This window comes from Arthrobacter sp. CG_A4, from assembly GCF_035985125.1.
Lineage (GTDB): Bacteria > Actinomycetota > Actinomycetes > Actinomycetales > Micrococcaceae > Arthrobacter.
This window is the reverse complement of the sequence record NZ_JAXCID010000002.1, coordinates 66,642-83,557: the sequence shown is the minus strand read 5'-3', so window position 1 is coordinate 83,557 and position 16,916 is coordinate 66,642. Positions and strand designations below refer to the sequence as shown.

The following is a 16,916-nucleotide window of genomic DNA, read 5'->3' as shown; positions in this document are numbered from 1 at the left end:
ACTGAAAGATTAGGAACCATGACTTCCAGCCACCCCCGCAACGAGGAACTCTTCGACCGCGCCCGCCAGCTGATGCCGGGCGGCGTCAACTCGCCGGTCCGCGCGTTCGGCTCCGTCGGCGGGACCCCGCGTTTTATGGTCAACGCCACCGGCCCCTACCTGACCGACGCCGACGGCGACGAGTACGTGGACCTGGTCTGCTCCTGGGGCCCGGCGCTGCTGGGACACGCCCACCCGGCAGTCCTCGCCGCCGTACACGCCGCCGTCGACCACGGATTGTCCTTTGGGGCCTCGACGCCGGACGAGGCCAACCTCGCGGCGATCGTCCGGGAACGCGTCCCCGCGGCCGAGCGCGTCCGGATGGTGTCCACCGGTACGGAGGCGACCATGACGGCCGTCAGGCTGGCCCGCGGCTTCACCGGCCGGAACCTCATCATCAAGTTCGCCGGCTGCTACCACGGCCACCTCGACAGCCTCCTCGCCGCCGCCGGGTCCGGCCTGGCCACCCTCGCCCTGCCCAGTTCCGCGGGCGTCACCGCGGCCACCGCCGCCGAGACCCTGGTGCTGCCGTACAACGACCTGGCCGCCGTTGAAGCGGCCTTCGCCACCCACGGTGCGAACATCGCCGCGGTCATCACCGAGGCCGCGCCCGCGAACATGGGCGTCGTCACCCCCGGCGAGGGCTTCAACGCCGGCCTGTCCCGGATCACCCGCGAACACGGCGCCCTTTTGATTCTCGACGAAGTCCTCACCGGCTTCCGCACCGGCCGCTCCGGCTACTGGGGGCTCACCGGCGGGGCGGCGGACGCGGCCGAGCCATGGACCCCGGATCTGCTGACTTTCGGCAAGGTCATCGGCGGCGGGATGCCGACGGCGGCCCTTGCCGGACGTGCGGACGTGATGGACTACCTCGCGCCGCTGGGCCCGGTCTACCAGGCCGGCACGCTGTCCGGCAATCCGGTGGCCATGGCCGCCGGCGTCGCCACCCTGACCCACGCCACCCCGGAGGTGTACGCCTTCGTGGACGCCCGCGCGCTGGAACTCTCTGCGGCGCTGTCCTCGGCGCTGGCGGCGGCCGGCGTGGACCATTCGATCCAGCGCGCCGGGAACCTGTTTTCGGTGGCGTTCGGTACCTCCGCCCGCGGCGTGCACAACTACGACGACGCCCAGGGCCAGGAAGTCTTCCGCTACGCGCCGTTCTTCCACTCCATGCTGGATTCCGGCGTCTACCTGCCGCCGTCGGTCTTCGAGTCCTGGTTCCTCTCCGCCGCGCACGACGACGCCGCGATGAACCGGATCTTCGACGCCCTGCCGGCCGCGGCGAAGGCGGCGGCTGCCGCGAAGGCGTAGCCTCCGGAAGCCGCCGTCCTGCCGCCTACAGCACGTCCGAGAGGAAGCCCTGCAACCGTTCGGTCCGGGGGTTGGTGAAGAGCTGCTCCGGCGGGCCGGACTCCACCACGACGCCGGCGTCCATAAACGTGACGGTGTCCGAGACGTTCCGGCAGAACCCCATCTCGTGGGTCACCACCACCATGGTCATGCCGCCCTCGGCCAGCTCCGCCATCAGGGCGAGGACGCCTTTGACGAGCTCCGGGTCGAGGGCGGAGGTTGCCTCGTCGAAGAACATCACTTCGGGCTTCATAGCCAGCGCACGGGCGATGGCCACGCGCTGCTGCTGCCCGCCGGAGAGGTTGGTGGGCCGGGCGTCCGCCTTGTGCTTGAGGCCCACGAGGTCCAGCTGTTCCAGCGCCTCGGCCCGGGCCTGCTCCTTGGACATGCCGCGGAGCTTGTGCAGTGCCAGCGAGACGTTTTCCGCTACGGTCTTATGCGGGAACAGATTGAACTGCTGGAAGACCATGCCGATGCGCCGGCGGAGCTCGTCAGGGTTGTCCTTTAGCACGGACTTCCCATCGAGGATGATGTCGCCCTGATCGGGCTCGATCAGCCGGTTCATGACCCGGAGAAGCGTGGACTTGCCGGAACCGGACGGGCCGATCACCGATGCAGTGGTGCCCTTCTCCACCGCCAGGTCGATGCCGCGGAGGACATGGTTGGAACCGAAGGACAGATGGATGTTTTTCGCTGTCAGCGACCCTGAAGCAAACTCACTCATGCCTGGGCCCCCTTTCCGACCTTTGCGGCCGCTTCATCGGGTTCCTTCTTTTCCGGCCGGCCGGAACGCAGCCGGCCGTCAATCCAGTTCACGAAGTGTGTCAACGGAACCGTCAGGGCGAGGTAAAAGATTGCCGCGGCAACATACGGGGATAGGTTCCCGTTGGTCGACGCCGCGTCCTTGCCGATTTGGAAGATTTCCCGTTCCGAGGCCAGCAGGCCCAGGAGGAAAACCAGCGACGACTCCTTGATCAGGGCGATGAACTGATTGACCAGGGCGGGCAGAACCCGCCGGATGCCCTGCGGCACCACCACCAGCCGCATCGAAGGGCCGTAGCCGAATCCCAGGGCGCGGGTGGCTTCGAGTTGTCCCTTGTCCACGCTCTGGATGCCGGAACGGAAGATCTCACCGATGTACGCCGCCGACATCAGCGACAGTGCCGCCACGGCCATCGGGTAGGGGCTCGTGGAACCGGTCAGTTGCCGGATGATCGGACCGAAGCCGAGACCGATCACGAGGATGGTCAGGACGGGCGGCAGCCCACGCAGGATGTCGGTGTAGACACGCGCAATCCAGCGCACTGCAGCGTTCCTGGAGATACCCATCAGGGCAAGCACCATCCCGAGCAGTGTTCCGATGATCCCTGACGTAATGGCCAGGACGAGCGTATTCGGCAGGCCCACCGCGAACATCATGGGGATGACTGCGCCCATCGCCTGCCAGTCGAGGAAAGTCTCGCCAAGTTGCTTGAGGATATCCAGGAGATTCATCGACGCCCCGGGTTACTTGGCCGGGATCTGGACGGCCTTGCTGCCCGGCTTCCAGCCCTGCGGAGTCTGTTCCGCCGCGGTCTGGCGGTCCGTGTACCACTCGGATGTCAGTTTGGTCCATGTGCCGTCGGCGATGACCGCATCCAGACCGGTGTTCAGCGCGTCGATGAGGGCTTTGTTGTCCTTGTTAACGGCGTAAGAGGTGAAGTTCTGGGTGTTGACGACCTTCTCGGCGATTTTGGTTTTGTCGCCTTCCTTGACCTGGCCCGTGGCCTGCTGGGACGGGGCCACCCACGCGTCCACCTGGCCGTTCTTCACGCTGGCGTAGACCGTGTTGTAGTCCGGGAAGCGGACGGGCTCAAGCTTGAGGGTGTTGGTGACGTAGTCATCCTGGACGGTGCCCTGGACGACGCCGACACGTACCCCGGCCTTTAAGTCATCAAAGGACTTGATCGGGGCGTTGTCCTTCGTCACGACGGCCATGTAGCCGAAGTCGTAGCCGTTGGTGAAGCCGACCGATTCACGGCGTTTGTCGGTGGTGGAGATCGAGGAGGATCCGACGTCGAACTGCTTGTTGTTGACCTGGGAGAGCAGCGCGGAGAAGTCGGTTGACGCGAATTCGACCTTGAGCCCCAGCTTGTCGCCGATGGCACGCATGATCTCGTTGTCGTACCCGGTGAACTTGCCGGCGGGGTCGATGAAGATGTTTGGCGGCGCGTCCGAGAGGGTACCCACCCGTAGGGTTCCCTCGGTGATCAGGCCAAGTTTTGACTTGTCGATCGCGTCCAGGGGAGTGACGTCGGCGGTCGTGTACGTGTCCAGGGAGGTCTGGTCGCTGCCGGCGAGGGCATCACTGGGCGTTCCGCTCGGGGCGGCTGTTCCGCCGCCGCAGGCCGCCAGGGATACGGCAACGGCAATCGCCGCCGGGACGGTAGTCAGCCACTTCATCGCTTTGGATTTCATCGCGCAAATCACTTTCATCGGAAGTTCAGGGGGTCGCGGGGCCGCGCAATGCAGCCCCGCCCGGGCATCAGCGCCGGCAGGGGGCAGTTGGGTCCGCGAATATTATTGTTACACCTGACCCTGAGGCCGGTTGAATCCGAAGCAATGCAGGGCAGAAGCTGCTTTCACCGAATTTACTTCAGCTTCACCAGATATCGCCCGTAATCTGGGCAACGCAGGCGGGCTGCAGCGGAATGATCGGCTTGGGCGCGCCCGGCGTCCGGTTGGTCGCGGGTGTGTGACTTCGGTCGCATCGCCGGAATCAGGCGCCGCGGCCGTCGATTCGCGGGCCGTGTTTGCCCGCACGTTTCCTTCCATGACGCCCGGCCGCCCTAGAAATCCCCGCGGCCGGCGTCCTCGGGGGGCAGTACGGGCCAGTCACCCTCAATCACGGCGGCGGGCTTGGTCTTGCGCAGGTACGTCTGGAAATCGGCGGCCTGCGAGGATGCCCATTCGATCTGGAGTTGATGCAGGTGGCTGGCGGGCATCCGCAGCTTGGGGAATTTCCCGGCCATGGCGTCGAGCATCCGCAGGGTGGCCAGGGCGTCGGCCGCCGAGGTGTGCGCGTTGTCCAGGTTGACGCCGTACTCCTCGCACAGGGCGGTGAGTGTGCGCTTGCCCTTGCGGTAGCGGTCCACCTGCTTGTTCATGATGTATGGGTCCAGGACCGGGAAGCGGCTCAGCTGTGGAATGCCGTAGCGGGCCGATTCCGCGGCGAGCACGGTGAAGTCGTAGCTGGCGTTGAAGGCGATCACCGGGACGTCGGCGTCGAACAACTCCTGGAGCACGGCGGCAACATCGCGCGTGACATCCGCGGCGGGGCGGCCCTCGCGCCGGGCCTGCTCGGTGGTGACACCGTGGATGTCGCTGGCCTCCGTCGGGATTTCGATCCCCGGATCGGCGAGCCACTCGTGTTCCTTGATGATCCCGCCGTCGGCGTCCACGACGGTGATGGACGCCGTGACGATCCGCGCGGCGCGGGAGTCCCGCCCGGTGGTTTCAAGGTCGAAGGCTGCGCGGGGGAGGGTGTTCCAGGTGCTCATGCGTCAACGCTACCTGCTGCCGCCGACAGTAACGGGCCACCACCCCGGGCCTTGGGACGGCGTGATACCGCCCGCGCCAACGAAGGGCCGCACGACCCTGCACTGGCCCGCTCCGGCGGCCCCGCGCTGGCCCGCTCCGGCGGCCCCGCGCTGGCCCGCTCCGACGGCCCCGGCCGCTAGGCTTATGCCATGCGGATGGACTATGTGGAGGCGGTGCTGGAACTCGTGGCACTGATCCCCGAAGGCGCCGCCGTGGCCTATGGCGACGTCGCCGAACTCCTCGGCTCCGGCGGGGCCCGGCAGGTGGGTTCGGTCATGAGCCATCACGGCAGCACGGTCCCGTGGTGGCGGGTCCTCAAAGCCAGCGGTGACGCCCCGCCCGGCCACGAGCGCGAGGCCATCGCCCTGTACATCGTCGAAGGCACGCCGCTGCTCGGCAGCTACGCGGACTACCTCCGCACCGGGGAGGGACGCTGGCGGGTGGACATCACGGCTGCGCGATGGGCGCCGTCGGACGGCGAGTTCGGCCGGATTGATGCCATCGCCGGGCGGCTTGGACGCTCCTCGCCTAAAGTGTCAGCCCCTGATGATGAAATGACTGTGTGAGCACCCCCAGCCAAACCCCTGCTTCAACGCAGCCCCCGACGCCCAGGACGGCGCCGCCCGCAAAGGGCGGGTTTCGCGGCACCAGATCCGGCACCTCCGGTTCATCCCTTCGCCTGCTACCGCCGCGCAAGCAACACAGCGCAGTGCCCGTGCTCTCGACGGACCAGCTTGCCGCCGTCGACGTGGAACACGGTTCCGGTCCCGTCCTAGTCCCCGGGGCACCGGGCACGGGAAAATCGACGGTACTTCTTGAGGCCGCCGTCCGCCGCGCGGAACGCGACGGCCTGGACCCGGAACGAATGCTCATCCTGGCACCCGGGCGGCTCGCCGCCGATTCACTCCGGGACCGCTTCACCGCACGGCTGGACCGGAGTCTGAGTACGACGCCGGCCCGCACCTGGGCGTCGTACGCCTTCGACGTGATCCGGCGCGCCAAGGCGGAAGGCATCCTGCCGCTGCCGCGTCCGCCGAAGCTCCTCTCGGGTCCGGAGCAGGACCTCATCATCAAGGAACTGCTTGAAGGGCACACGCAGCCGGGGCTGGAGCTGCCCTGGCCCGTGGACCTGGCGGCAGCCCTGCAGACCCGCGGCTTCAGGCAGGAAGTCCGCCAGCTCTTCGACCGGATCATCGAATCCGGCCGCACCGCTGACGATCTTGTGGTCCTCGCGGAGCGCTGCCACCGGCCGGATTGGGTGGCCGCGGCGGCGCTGTATGCCGAGTACCGCGACGTCCTGGACCTGCGGATGCCCGAAGCCTTCGACCCTGCCGGTATCATCACCGCCGCCCGCCAGATCTTCCAGGATGCGCCGGATTTCCTCGCCGCGGAGCGGGACCGGCTCCAGCTGGTGCTGGTGGATGACATCCAGGAAGCCAACCCCGCCGTGTTCGAGCTGCTCGCGGACATCGCCGCGGGCAAGGACGCCATCATCACCGCTTCCCCGGACACCGTCGTCCAGGGGTTCCGTGGCGCCCGCCCGGACCTCGTGGCCGAACTGCCCCGCCTGCTGGCACCCGCCGGCGGTTCTGTGCTGGAGCGCCCGCTGTGGACCGCCCACCGCCACAGCCCCGCCGTGGCCGACGCCTGGCTCTCGGTGGCCGGGCGCATCTCCCGGCGCGCCGGCGGGCAGTCCGCGCGGCGGCTCGAACAGCCGGCACAGCCTGCGGCAGCACCTCCCGACGACGGCTCTTCCGCGGGCTCCGTTGAGGCGCACCTCCTGCCATCGCCCGTGCACGAACTGCGCTACGTGGCGCAGCGGATCCTGGAAGCCCAGCTCAACGACGGCCGCGAACTCGGCGACATCGCCGTCATTGTCCGCAACGGCGGCCAGCTCAGCCAGCTCCAGCGTTACCTCTCCGGCCAGGGCATCCCGGTCCGGATTCCGGTGGCCGAATCAGCCGTCCGCGATGAGGTTGCCGTCCGGCCCCTGCTGGACGCCTACACGGTGGTCCTGGACCCCGAAATGCTCACGGCCGAGGCTGCTGTCGCCCTGCTGACCTCCCGGGTCGGCGGAGCCACCTCGATCGAACTGCGCAGGCTGCGCCAGTCGCTGCGCCGGGAGGAAATTCTTGGCGGCGGCGGGCGCACCAGTGACGTGCTCCTCGTCGAGGCGCTGCTGGAGCCCGGGGCCCTCGCCACGATCGGCGTCGAGGGCCACTCCGCACGCCGGGTGGCCCGGATGATCCAGGCCGGCCGGGAGGCCTCGGAGGCCCCGGGCGGGAACGCCGAAACGGTGCTCTGGGCCCTGTGGAACTCCACCGGCCTCGCCTCGCGCTGGACCGAGGCGGCGCTGGCCGGGGGAGCCGCCGGCGCCCGCGCGGACCGGGACCTCGATGCCATGATGGCCCTGTTCCACACCGCCGAGCGCTTCGTGGACCAGCTGCCCGGTTCCGGGCCGGAGCAGTTCCTGGAGTACCTGCTCAGCCAGGAGCTCCCGATGGACACCCTGGCCGCGAGGGCACAGCTGGAGGATGCCGTGGAACTCATGACCCCTGCCAGCGCCGCCGGACGGGAATGGCCGCTGGTGATCGTCCCCGGACTGCAGGAAGGCGTGTGGCCCAACACCAGGCTCCGCGGCGAACTGCTCGGCAGCACCCTGTTCGCGGACGCCGTCGAGCACGGGGTGGAATACGCCCTGCAACTGGACCCGCTCAGCCGGCTGCGCGACATCCGCTACGACGAGCTGCGCAGCTTTTCCACGGCGGTGTCCCGGGCCCGGCAGGTGCTGATCTGCACCGCTGTGTCCTCGGAGGACGATCAGCCCTCCTCCTTCCTCGACTACGTGGCCCCGCTGCGCCCGGACCAGGACCGGCGCGGATTCACCCCGGTGGAGCGGCCGCTGACCCTTCGCGCCCTCGTGGCCGAACTGCGCCAATACGCCCAGCTGGACGATCCTGAAGCCCTGGAGGCAAGCGCCGTCCTCGGCGCCCTCGCCGCCGCGGAACCGCCGGTACCGGGGGCGCACCCGGCTGACTGGTGGGGATTGGCGCAGCTGTCCTCCGACGAGCCGGTGGTCCCGCCGGGGAGCACCGTCTACGTCTCGCCGTCGAAGGTTGAAACGGTGCAGAAATCGCCGCTCGACTGGTTCGTCCAGGCCGCCGGCGGAGAGGCGGCAACCGACTTTGCCCGCAGCCTCGGCACGCTTGTCCACGCCATCGCCCAGGACCTCCCGGATGCCTCGGGCGGGGAATACGTCGCCGAACTGGTCCGCCGCTGGCCCGCGCTCGGGATGAAGGACAACTGGGAAGGCAAGCTGGACTTCCAGCGCGCCGAATCGATGGTCCGGAAGCTGGCCCAGTATGTGCTGCTTATGCGCAGCGAGGGCCGGTCCCTGGTCGGCGTCGAGCAGGACTTCGAAGTTAAACTCCCTGACGTTGCGGCCCCGGCCGGTAGCGCCGGCGCTGACGCCGGTCCCGGGGCCGACGGCGAGCCCTGGCCTGCCCGCCCCGCCGTGCTGCGCGGGCAGGTCGACCGGCTGGAGATCGACGCTGAGGGCCGGCTGGTCGTCGTGGACCTCAAGACCGGCAAACGGCAGCCGGGCAAGGCCGATCTCGAGCGCCTCCCGCAGCTGGGCGCCTACCAGGCGGCCGTGCTCGCGGGCGGTTTTGCCGGACCCGACGACGGCCCGCCGCCGCTTCCGGGTGGTGCCGTCCTGGCGCAGCTCGGCACCACCACCAAGAGCCCCGGCGTGCAGGCCCAGAAACCGCTGGATCCGACGGACAACTGGGCGCTGGAGATGGTAGGCGATGCTGCCCGGGTCATGTCCGGGAGTACTTTCGAGGCCCGCCACGACCCTTCCAAGGGCGGCCACGGCGGCCACGGCTGCCGGCTGCCCGAGGTCTGCCCGCTGTGCGCCCGGGGAAAGCAGGTCACCGAATGACCGCCGAGCTAACACCGGGGCCCTTCGACGGCAGCGGGCCCCTTCCGGCCGAACTGCCCGCCGCTCCGCCCGCACCCCTGCCCGCCCCGCGGTTCACCCCCGAGGCACTCGCCACAATGCTGGGGGAGAAGAACATCCCCACGGCCGAGCAGTCCCTCATCATCTCTTCGCCGCTGGCTCCGCGGCTGGTGATCGCCGGCGCCGGCTCGGGGAAGACCGCCACGATGGCGGACCGGGTGGTGTGGCTTGTCGCCAACGGCTGGGTCCGGCCGGAGGAAGTGCTTGGCGTGACCTTCACCCGCAAGGCCGCCGGGGAACTGGCCACCCGCATCCGTGCCAAGCTGGCCGCCCTGGCCCGGATCGCCGCGGAAGACACGGAGAATAGAGTCTTCCCGGCCGGGCTGCTCAGCACGGACGCGCTCGAGCCCAAGGTCTCCACCTACCATTCCTACGCAAGCGCGATCGTGTCCGATTACGGGCTCCGGCTCGGCGTCGAACGCGACGTCGTGCTGCTCGGCGGGGCCCAGTCCTTCCAGCTCGCCAGCGAGGTGGTGGAGGCGTTCGACGGCGACTACCAGCATTTCCGCTCCGCCAAGTCAACCCTGGTCAAGGCGGTCATCCAGCTGGCCGGCGAATGCGCGGAACACCTCCAGGATCCCGCCGGAGTCAGCGGCTGGCTGTCGGAACGGGCCGGCGAGTTCGAGGCGCTGCCATACCTCGCCACCGCCAAAAAGAACCCCAGCCAGGCCACAGGGGAGCTGAGCGCCCTGCTGCGCACCCGGGCCAGCGTCGCTGAGATGGTGGGCCGCTACACCGACGCCAAACGGGCCCGGGGTGCGCTGGACTTTGGTGACCTCGTGGCACTGGCGGCCCGGGTGGCCAACGAGATCCCGGTTGCCGCGGAAACCGAACGCCAAAAGTACAAGGTGGTGCTGCTGGACGAGTTCCAGGACACCTCACACGCCCAGCTTGTCCTCTTTTCCCGGCTCTTTGGCGACGGCCACGCCGTGACCGCTGTGGGGGACCCGAACCAGTCGATCTACGGCTTCCGCGGCGCGTCCGCGGGCCAGCTCTTCCACTTCGTCCGCGAATTCCCGGTCCGGGTCGGAACCGGGCATCCGGCTGCTGCCACCCCGCGCTTTGCCGTGGCGCCGACGTCGTACCTCACCACCGCCTGGCGCAACGGCCGGAACATCCTCTCCGCCGCCAACGTCATTTCCGCCCCGCTCAGCAAGGCTGCGGCCCACACCGGCGCCGCTGGGGCTCGGGATACCCCCGACGCGGTCGAGGTCCCGCCGCTGCAGCCCAGCCCCGGCGCGGTCCAGGGCCGGGTGGTGATGGGCCGCTTCGGCACGGACGAGGAGGAGGCCGCAGCGATCGCGGCCGACGTCCTGACGTTCCGCGTCACGGACTTTGACGGGTCGACGGCGGACCCCGAGCCGCCCGCGATGGCGGTGCTGTGCCGGCGCCGGGCCCAAATGGAGTGCATCCGCCGGGAATTCGAGCTGCGCGGGATTCCCTATGAGATCGTTGGCCTCGGCGGGCTCCTGGACACCCCGGAGATTGTGGACCTGGTAGCAACCCTCCGGGTCCTGGCGGATCCGGGCCGCTCCGACTCGCTGATGCGCCTGCTGACCGGGGCGCGCTGGCGGATCGGCCCCGCGGACCTGATGGCGTTCCGCGACTGGTCGAGCTTCCTCGCCCGACGCAGGGGTCACCCCGGCAGCCCCGGGACCGACGACGGCACCAATGACGACACCGACGACGGCGCGGATGCGGTGGTGATCGAGGGCGATCTCACGGATGCCGCCAGCCTGGTCGAGGCACTGGACTGGCTGCCGCGCGAGGGCTGGATATCTGCGCACGGCCGCCGGCTGAGCCCTGAAGCGTTGGAACGGCTCCACCGGCTCTCGGCCGAACTCCGCCTGCTGCGCGGCTATTTGGGCGATGACCTCACCACCCTTCTTGGCGAGGTGGAGCGGGCCATGCTGCTGGACATTGAAGTCGCGGCCCGGCCCGGGATCAGCATCCACCAGGCACGCCGGAACCTGGATGCCTTCCAGGACGCCGCCGCCGGATTCCTGCACACCGCACGGCGCATCGACGTGCTCGCCTTCCTGGCCTGGCTCGAGGCTGCGGCTGCGGAGGAAAACGGCCTCGATGCCGCCGCGCCGGAAGTGAACCACGAGGCCGTGCAGCTTCTGACCGTGCACGCCTCCAAGGGCCTGGAATGGGACGTTGTGTTCGTTCCGGGACTCAACGCCGGGGCATTTCCCAGCAGCCGCGACTCGCGCTGGAGCAGTGGCAGCGCCGCCCTGCCCTGGCCGCTGCGCGGGGACCGTGCGGACCTCCCGCAGTGGGATCTAGAGCACCCCGATCAGAAGGGCTGGCTCGACGCCGAGAAGGAGTTCAAGTCCGCCGTTCAGGTCCACGGGGAAGCCGAGGAACGCCGGCTGGCCTATGTGGCCTACACCCGGGCCAAGCATGTCCTCTGGGTATCAAGCGCCGCCTGGGTGGGCTCCCGGGCCGGGATGGCGGAAATGTCGCCGTTCCTGGCGGGGCTTGAGGTTCTGGCGGCCGACGGCGCCGCGGAAATCCACCCCCTCTCCGTCACCGAGGACTCGCTGCCGGAGGTGAGCCCGCTGACCGCGGAACTCGACGTGGCAGGGTGGCCGTACGACCCCCTCGAGGGACCGATCGATCCCCGAACGGGCTCCCGGCTCCGGCTCGTCGCCGGCCGCCGGGCCGCGATGGAAGCGGCAGCCGCACGGGTGCTGCAGTCCCTCGATTCGGACGTCCTCGATGCGGACGTCCTCGGTGCGGACCTCGGTCCGGCAGTGGCCGCCGAAGGGGCTGCAGTTCAGGCCGGCGGGGAAACCCGGCGCCCGCTGCGCGGCCCGGCCGCGGGCTGGGCCCGCGAGGCCTCAAGGCTGCTGGAACGCCGGTCCCGGCGGACCACCATGCACCACGTCCACCTCCCGGGCCACATCTCGGCGTCCACCCTGGTGGATCTGGTCGAAGACGCTGGCTCCGTCGTCGCCCGGCTCCGGCGGCCGGTTCCGCGGGAGCCCGGGATGTCCGCCCGCAAGGGCACGGCCTTCCACGCCTGGGTGGAGGAGTACTTCGGCTCCACCGGCATGCTGGACCTCGGCGAGGCAGCCGGCTCCGATGACCATATTGACGTGGCGTACGGCCTGGACGCCATGGTGGAGACATTCCGCCGCTCCGAGTGGGCCCACCGGGCCCCGGCGCATGTCGAGGTCCCCGTTGAGACGCGGATCGGCGACGTTGTGGTCCGTGGCCGGATCGACGCCGTCTTCCGGGACGCCGACGGCGGCTGGGACCTCGTGGACTGGAAGACCGGTCGCCGGCCCTCTGCTTCCCAGCTGAAGGTCAAGGCCGTCCAGCTTGCCGTCTACCGGCTCGCCTGGTCGCGCCTGAAGGGCGTCCCGCTGGATCAGGTGCGGGCAGCGTTTTACTACGTTGCGGACAACCAGGTGGTCCGGCCGCACGATCTGGGGTCGGCGGAGCGGCTCGAAGCGATCGTAGCCGCGGCCCTGGGGCAGGGCCGCGACTAGCGGCCATTTCCGTTAGTTCGTCGGGGTCCGGGGCTGGGGGTTGGGGGTCCGGGCGCGGTGGCCGGGCTCGGGGACATGTCCCGCGCCGGGGCCGGCGGGTGGACATAGTGCCATTGTGTCCAGTTCCGGCTGCGAAGAATGGACATGTCCCGCTGGACTGGATACCCGCCCAAGGGGTCATGCCCCGCGCCGGGGCCGGCGGGTGGACATAGTGCCATTGTGTCCAGTCCCGGGTGCGAAGAATGGGCATGTCCCGCTGGACTGGATACCGGCCCAATGGGACATGCCCCGCGCCGGGGCCGGCGGGGGGACATAGTGCCATTGTGCCCGGTTCCGGGTGCGAAAAATGGGCATGTCCCCCGGCGCGAAAAGGTCCGGGCTCCGTCGACCCCCGACGAACTAACGAAAATGCCCACGGGCGGCCCGGCGTCGCCGTCGTGCCGTGGCCGGGTTCGAGGCGCGGACGCCGGGACAGATAACCTGGCCAGGTATGCCCATCATGGGTATATTGCCGGGTATGACCGAAGTTGCCTTCTGGATCCTCACAGCCCTCGCCGGCGGACGTCAGCACGGATACGCCATCCTGCGTGACGTTGAACAGCTCACGGCGGCCGAGGTCTCGCTGCGGGTGACCACGCTCTACGCCACGCTGGAACGTCTCGAACGGGAGGGGAGCGTACGCAGGGCGGGCGAAGAAACAGTCGACGGGCGTGCGCGCCGCTATTACGAACTGACAGAAGATGGGCATCAGGCCTTGGCCCTGGAGGCGGAACGACTCGCTGCCAGGCTTCGGGCTGCGGAAAGCCGGTTAGCGGCGCCCCGGACTGTTCACAGCCGTCCTGCGCCGGCAACGATGTCATGGGGGTTTGCACTATGAGCGGGTATCGACGGCGGCGGTACACCCGGCTGTTGCGCTGGTATCCGCGATCCTGGCGCAAGGAGCACGGCAGCATCGTGCTCGATAGTCTCGAACAGCATGCCGGCGACCGGGGCGTGGCGCGCCCGACGAGTCGGGAAGCGTGGTCCCTCCGGGCCCACGGACTGGGCGAAAGGGCGACGCATCGGTGGGCCGCGGGTTTCGCTGCGGCGGCTTTGGTCGCATACATCGGAGCCACCGGGCTGTTGTTGAGCAATGCGTCATTTCTTCCCGGGGCAGGCCTTGTTCAGCTCCTGTTTGCCGTGTTCATCGGACCACTCGCACTGGCCCTCTCCGCCGTCGTGCTTTTGCATCGGGCGGGGCGGCTCTCCGCCCCGGCGGCGTTGTCCACCGCGGCCAGTGCCTTACCGGCGTTCGGTTTCGCGGCCCTGGCAGCAGCGAGTTGGGCGGCCGGTTTCGACGAAGCCGACGCGGGTCTGGGTCGCAGCTGGTTTGGAACGTCCACGCTTTTATTCCTCGTTCTCGCGTGGTGTACCGGCACAATTTGCCTGGCTGCTCCGCTCAGTTCGGTGCTGAGCAAAGGGCGCTCTCTGCCCTCCCGATTCATGCAAAGTACTGTTCTGGCAGCACCTCTGGCGCTTATCCTCGGCGCGCTGACGCTGAGGGCACAGATCATCGGCACCCTGGGTTCCGTCGTGCTGCTCGTCGTGGCTCTGCGTAAAAGCACGTCGACGCACCCGGCAGCACCGCGTGGGGCTGCGCGGGCAGCGGTGCGGTCGTCCCCGCCGAGGCCGGTGGCAGCCTGGAGCCGGCAGGGGGACGCTGCCGCTGGCGCAGCGGCGCTGGTGACCGTGATTGTGGGACTCGGGTGCGCAGTGTTTGCCCTCACCGGCAGCAACTGGGCACCAATGGTCACCGATTCCACCCACGCCATGAACCTCGGCCTGGCCGCCGGCGCACTGGCAGCCATCCCTGCGACCATCGCTGCCGGGATCATGCTGACCCCGCGGTTTGGTGCCGTCATGCGCTGGTCGGCCCTCATTTGCTGCGCAAGTCTCCTTCTGGAAGCGGCCGCCCAACTCCTCGGCGCCGGGCACACCACGCAGTGGCCGCTTACCCTTGCTGCAGCAACGTTGATGGGCTTCGCTATCGCGCTGCCGTTCGGGCGGCTCCTTCCCGGAGGGCGCTCACTCCGCCTCGGCGTGACAGTGATGCTCGGCTTGGCGGGTTCGACCATCGGGCTTAACGTCGTGACCATGGCGGCCTTCATCGCACCGCTTGCCGCCGCCGTCCTCGTCGTCTGGTCACTGACGCGACTTGCCGCCTCATCGTCAAGGCCAGCGGAGGCCAGGCACGTAGGCAGCCCGTCGTAGGCTGCTGGCCAGGGGAGTGGGGGGACGGGGGCGACCGGATCCAGCGGCGCCGCCCTGCGACGGAAGCGCCTGCCAGCAAGCAATACTGGGAAGGCGGCTGTCACTCCATTGGCGCCCGCCACGCCTCTCACGCAACCACGTTCTCAAGGAGTCACCAAGGAATGCGCCCTACCGTCGTAGCCGTGCCTGCAGGAACTTTTGTCCTCCGAAAAGCTGAAGCGTCCGACGTCGACTCAATCGTGACGCTGATAGCAGCGGACCCACTCAGAGCGTCCGAGGAATCGGTTGCCCTCGAAGACCGCGATCCGTACGACCTGGCATTCAGCAAAATCGATGACGATGATGCCCAACTTCTGGTTGTCGCGGTTGCTCCCGCAGGCGACATCGTTGCACCATGCAGCTGACTTTCATCCCCGGCCTCGCCCGGGCTGGCGCGACACGGCTGCAAATCGAGGCAGTCCGGGTTCATTCCGGCCTACGCGGCAACGGACTCGGCGGTGCCATGATGACCTGGGCTTTCGCGGAAGGGCGGCGCCGCGGTGCTCGACTGATCCAGCTCACGTCAGACCAGTCCCGGCCCGCCGCACACCGGTTCTACGAGCGCATGGGTTTCGAAGCCTCGCACCTGGGCTTCAAGCTCACCCTCTGAGCTGTTGAACCGCCGCGTGAACCGCCGCGCGAACTGCCGCGCTGCTGATGAATCCGGCGGTGCCTTCGCTGGCAAGGTATTGCGGCGACTTCTACGACTGCGACTTCTACGACTGCGACTTCGCCCGGACCACCGAGATGGCTGCGGTAGAGGTGTCATCCGCGGCATGAGCCGCAGAACCTGCTTCCTCCGCGGCGGCCGGCTGGACGACGGCGATCGACTGCGTCGAGGTGTCACCGGCGTCGGGCTCGTCCCCGGGGATGGCCTGCACCGAAACGGCAGTACCCGCGGCGTCGCCCGCCGGAACGTCGTCGGTGTCAGGGGCGGCGATCGGGATCGGCGTCACCTGCACTGCAGGCATCGCACTGCTGGCGGGGACGGCCGGCAGGCCGGACACCGAATCCGGCGCAAGCAGCGTCACCTTGCTCACGGCCGGCGTCGGACTGCAGCCCGGATCCGCCGGCTGGCCGGCAGCGGGAGCGGCCGCAGGCTCCGGGAGCGGTTCCACGCTGATGGGCTGCCCGCCGTGTTCGGCGACGTCATCGGCCAGCGCACCGAGCATGGACTCCGCCTCGTCGGTCATGTCCTGGTTTCCGGCCGCGAGTCCCTTGACCAGGTACTGGGCCAGGGCGAATTCGGCCGAGAGCGCGGCACGCCGCAGCAGGTGGGCATCGGGAGCATCGCGCCGGCATGAGGTGTAGTGCTCCAGCACCGCGTCGACGAAGTCCTGGTCATTGGAGGCGACCAGCCACGCCATGTCGTCGGCCGGATCGCCGATCCGCAGATCCGTCCAGCCGGTCACGGCGGTCACCCGGTCGCCGTCGACCAGCAGGTTGTCCTCGTGGAGATCTCCGTGGACGACGCAGGGATTGAAGCGCCACAGCGAGACATCCTCCAGCGCGTGCTCCCAGCGGCGGAGCAGCAACGGCGGGATCTTGCCCGTGGTCGCGGCCTGATCGAGTTCGTTGAGGCGCCTCTGGCGGAACTCGTTGGGCGTGTAGCTCGGCAGATCGGCGTTGTTGACCAGGGTCTGGGGGAGATCGTGGATGGCGGCCAGGGCGCCGCCGATTTCGCGGGCCAGAGCCGCGGACCCGGCGCCTAGTTCCTCGACGGACCGGGTGGACCCTGCCAGATGCGAGTAAACGAAGGTGCTCAGCGGGCCCTGCCGCACGGTGCCGGCCACGGTGGGCATCAGGAAGGGAAGCTCGGCACGGATGCCGGGAACGAACGCCCGCAGGACCAGAAATTCCGTCTCCAGCCGTGTGCTGGCCTCGGGATGCCGGGGCGAGCGGACACGCCAGCGCTTGCCTTCGGAGTCCAAAAGGAGCGCCGAATCGAAGTCCGCCGGATCGTCGGGCGCAGAGCTAACGGCGGTCGGGGTCAGCCCGGGGACTGCCGCGGTTGCCACAGCTGCCAGTTCGATTGGTTGTCTTCTCACCCTTCCACGGTAGATTGAGCGGCGCCCACAACGGCGATGCACGACGGCGAGTCTGGAAGATAGGGAATAAATAGCACCCGTATTCCTTTT

At 68.8% G+C, this 16,916-nt stretch carries 14 protein-coding genes; 9 read left to right on the top strand and 5 right to left on the bottom strand.

Annotated features, from left to right (window positions below; genetic code table 11):
• Positions 1-18 precede the first annotated feature (18 nt).
• Positions 19-1,350 (top strand): glutamate-1-semialdehyde 2,1-aminomutase, encoded by a 1,332-nt coding sequence (gene hemL / locus RCH07_RS01665; RefSeq protein WP_326965724.1) that lies wholly within the window; start codon positions 19-21, stop codon positions 1,348-1,350.
• Positions 1,351-1,375: 25 nt separating this feature from the next.
• Here the strand turns inward: hemL and RCH07_RS01660 are convergent, their stop codons facing one another.
• The 4 genes from RCH07_RS01660 to RCH07_RS01645 form a co-directional block, all read right to left on the bottom strand.
• A complete protein-coding gene (locus tag RCH07_RS01660) occupies positions 1,376-2,113 on the bottom strand; it encodes an amino acid ABC transporter ATP-binding protein (RefSeq protein ID WP_326965723.1) in 738 nt (245 codons plus the stop codon).
• The gene (locus tag RCH07_RS01655; protein WP_326965789.1) at positions 2,110-2,874 is read right to left on the bottom strand and encodes an amino acid ABC transporter permease; all 765 of its coding nucleotides are present in this window, start codon (positions 2,872-2,874) and stop codon (positions 2,110-2,112) included. Before RCH07_RS01655 ends, RCH07_RS01660 begins: the two co-directional genes overlap by 4 nt.
• A gap of 21 nt (positions 2,875-2,895) precedes the next feature.
• Complete coding sequence (locus tag RCH07_RS01650; protein WP_326965722.1) at positions 2,896-3,846, bottom strand: ABC transporter substrate-binding protein; 951 nt, start codon at positions 3,844-3,846, stop codon at positions 2,896-2,898.
• A 371-nt stretch (positions 3,847-4,217) separates the two neighbouring features.
• Positions 4,218-4,928, bottom strand: coding sequence for a 3'-5' exonuclease (locus RCH07_RS01645; RefSeq protein ID WP_326965721.1), 711 nt, complete (start codon positions 4,926-4,928; stop codon positions 4,218-4,220).
• Between the two features lie 51 nt (positions 4,929-4,979).
• Here RCH07_RS01645 and RCH07_RS01640 point away from each other — a divergent pair, with 51 nt between their 5' ends.
• The 8 genes from RCH07_RS01640 to RCH07_RS01605 all read left to right on the top strand — a co-directional run bounded on the left by RCH07_RS01640 (position 4,980) and on the right by RCH07_RS01605 (position 15,388).
• Positions 4,980-5,108: a hypothetical protein gene (locus RCH07_RS01640; RefSeq protein WP_326965720.1), complete on the top strand. Its 129-nt coding sequence runs from the start codon at positions 4,980-4,982 to the stop codon at positions 5,106-5,108.
• A 9-nt stretch (positions 5,109-5,117) separates the two neighbouring features.
• The gene (locus RCH07_RS01635) at positions 5,118-5,534 is read left to right on the top strand and encodes an MGMT family protein (RefSeq protein WP_326965719.1); all 417 of its coding nucleotides are present in this window, start codon (positions 5,118-5,120) and stop codon (positions 5,532-5,534) included.
• Positions 5,535-5,677: 143 nt separating this feature from the next.
• Positions 5,678-8,911, top strand: coding sequence for an ATP-dependent helicase (locus RCH07_RS01630; protein WP_326965718.1), 3,234 nt, complete (start codon positions 5,678-5,680; stop codon positions 8,909-8,911).
• Positions 8,908-12,489 carry an ATP-dependent helicase gene (locus RCH07_RS01625; protein ID WP_442784756.1) on the top strand — a complete coding sequence of 1,194 codons (3,582 nt, stop codon included), beginning with the start codon at positions 8,908-8,910 and terminating at the stop codon, positions 12,487-12,489. Before RCH07_RS01630 ends, RCH07_RS01625 begins: the two co-directional genes overlap by 4 nt.
• Positions 12,490-13,006: 517 nt before the next feature.
• Positions 13,007-13,366, top strand: a complete 360-nt coding sequence (locus RCH07_RS01620; RefSeq protein ID WP_326965717.1) for a PadR family transcriptional regulator — start codon at positions 13,007-13,009, stop codon at positions 13,364-13,366.
• A complete protein-coding gene (locus RCH07_RS01615; RefSeq protein ID WP_326965716.1) occupies positions 13,363-14,739 on the top strand; it encodes a hypothetical protein in 1,377 nt (458 codons plus the stop codon). Before RCH07_RS01620 ends, RCH07_RS01615 begins: the two co-directional genes overlap by 4 nt.
• Before the next feature lie 182 nt (positions 14,740-14,921).
• The gene (locus RCH07_RS01610; RefSeq protein WP_326965715.1) at positions 14,922-15,143 is read left to right on the top strand and encodes a hypothetical protein; all 222 of its coding nucleotides are present in this window, start codon (positions 14,922-14,924) and stop codon (positions 15,141-15,143) included.
• Complete coding sequence (locus RCH07_RS01605; protein WP_326965714.1) at positions 15,134-15,388, top strand: GNAT family N-acetyltransferase; 255 nt, start codon at positions 15,134-15,136, stop codon at positions 15,386-15,388. Before RCH07_RS01610 ends, RCH07_RS01605 begins: the two co-directional genes overlap by 10 nt.
• A 106-nt stretch (positions 15,389-15,494) precedes the next feature.
• Here the strand turns inward: RCH07_RS01605 and RCH07_RS01600 are convergent, their stop codons facing one another.
• Complete coding sequence (locus tag RCH07_RS01600) at positions 15,495-16,826, bottom strand: macrolide 2'-phosphotransferase (protein WP_326965713.1); 1,332 nt, start codon at positions 16,824-16,826, stop codon at positions 15,495-15,497.
• Between the last annotated feature and the right edge of the window lie 90 nt (positions 16,827-16,916).

Bases quoted from the DNA above. Each gene is read 5' to 3' on its own strand.
- RCH07_RS01625 (WP_442784756.1), top strand. From the start codon at position 8,908: ATGACCGCCGAGCTAACACCGGGGCCCTTCGACGGCAGCGGGCCCCTT.
- RCH07_RS01660 (WP_326965723.1), bottom strand. From the start codon at position 2,113: ATGAGTGAGTTTGCTTCAGGGTCGCTGACAGCGAAAAACATCCATCTG.
- RCH07_RS01605 (WP_326965714.1), top strand. From the start codon at position 15,134: ATGCAGCTGACTTTCATCCCCGGCCTCGCCCGGGCTGGCGCGACACGG.
- RCH07_RS01615 (WP_326965716.1), top strand. From the start codon at position 13,363: ATGAGCGGGTATCGACGGCGGCGGTACACCCGGCTGTTGCGCTGGTAT.
- RCH07_RS01635 (WP_326965719.1), top strand. From the start codon at position 5,118: ATGCGGATGGACTATGTGGAGGCGGTGCTGGAACTCGTGGCACTGATC.
- RCH07_RS01620 (WP_326965717.1), top strand. From the start codon at position 13,007: ATGACCGAAGTTGCCTTCTGGATCCTCACAGCCCTCGCCGGCGGACGT.
- RCH07_RS01650 (WP_326965722.1), bottom strand. From the start codon at position 3,846: ATGAAATCCAAAGCGATGAAGTGGCTGACTACCGTCCCGGCGGCGATT.
- hemL (WP_326965724.1), top strand. From the start codon at position 19: ATGACTTCCAGCCACCCCCGCAACGAGGAACTCTTCGACCGCGCCCGC.
- RCH07_RS01645 (WP_326965721.1), bottom strand. From the start codon at position 4,928: ATGAGCACCTGGAACACCCTCCCCCGCGCAGCCTTCGACCTTGAAACC.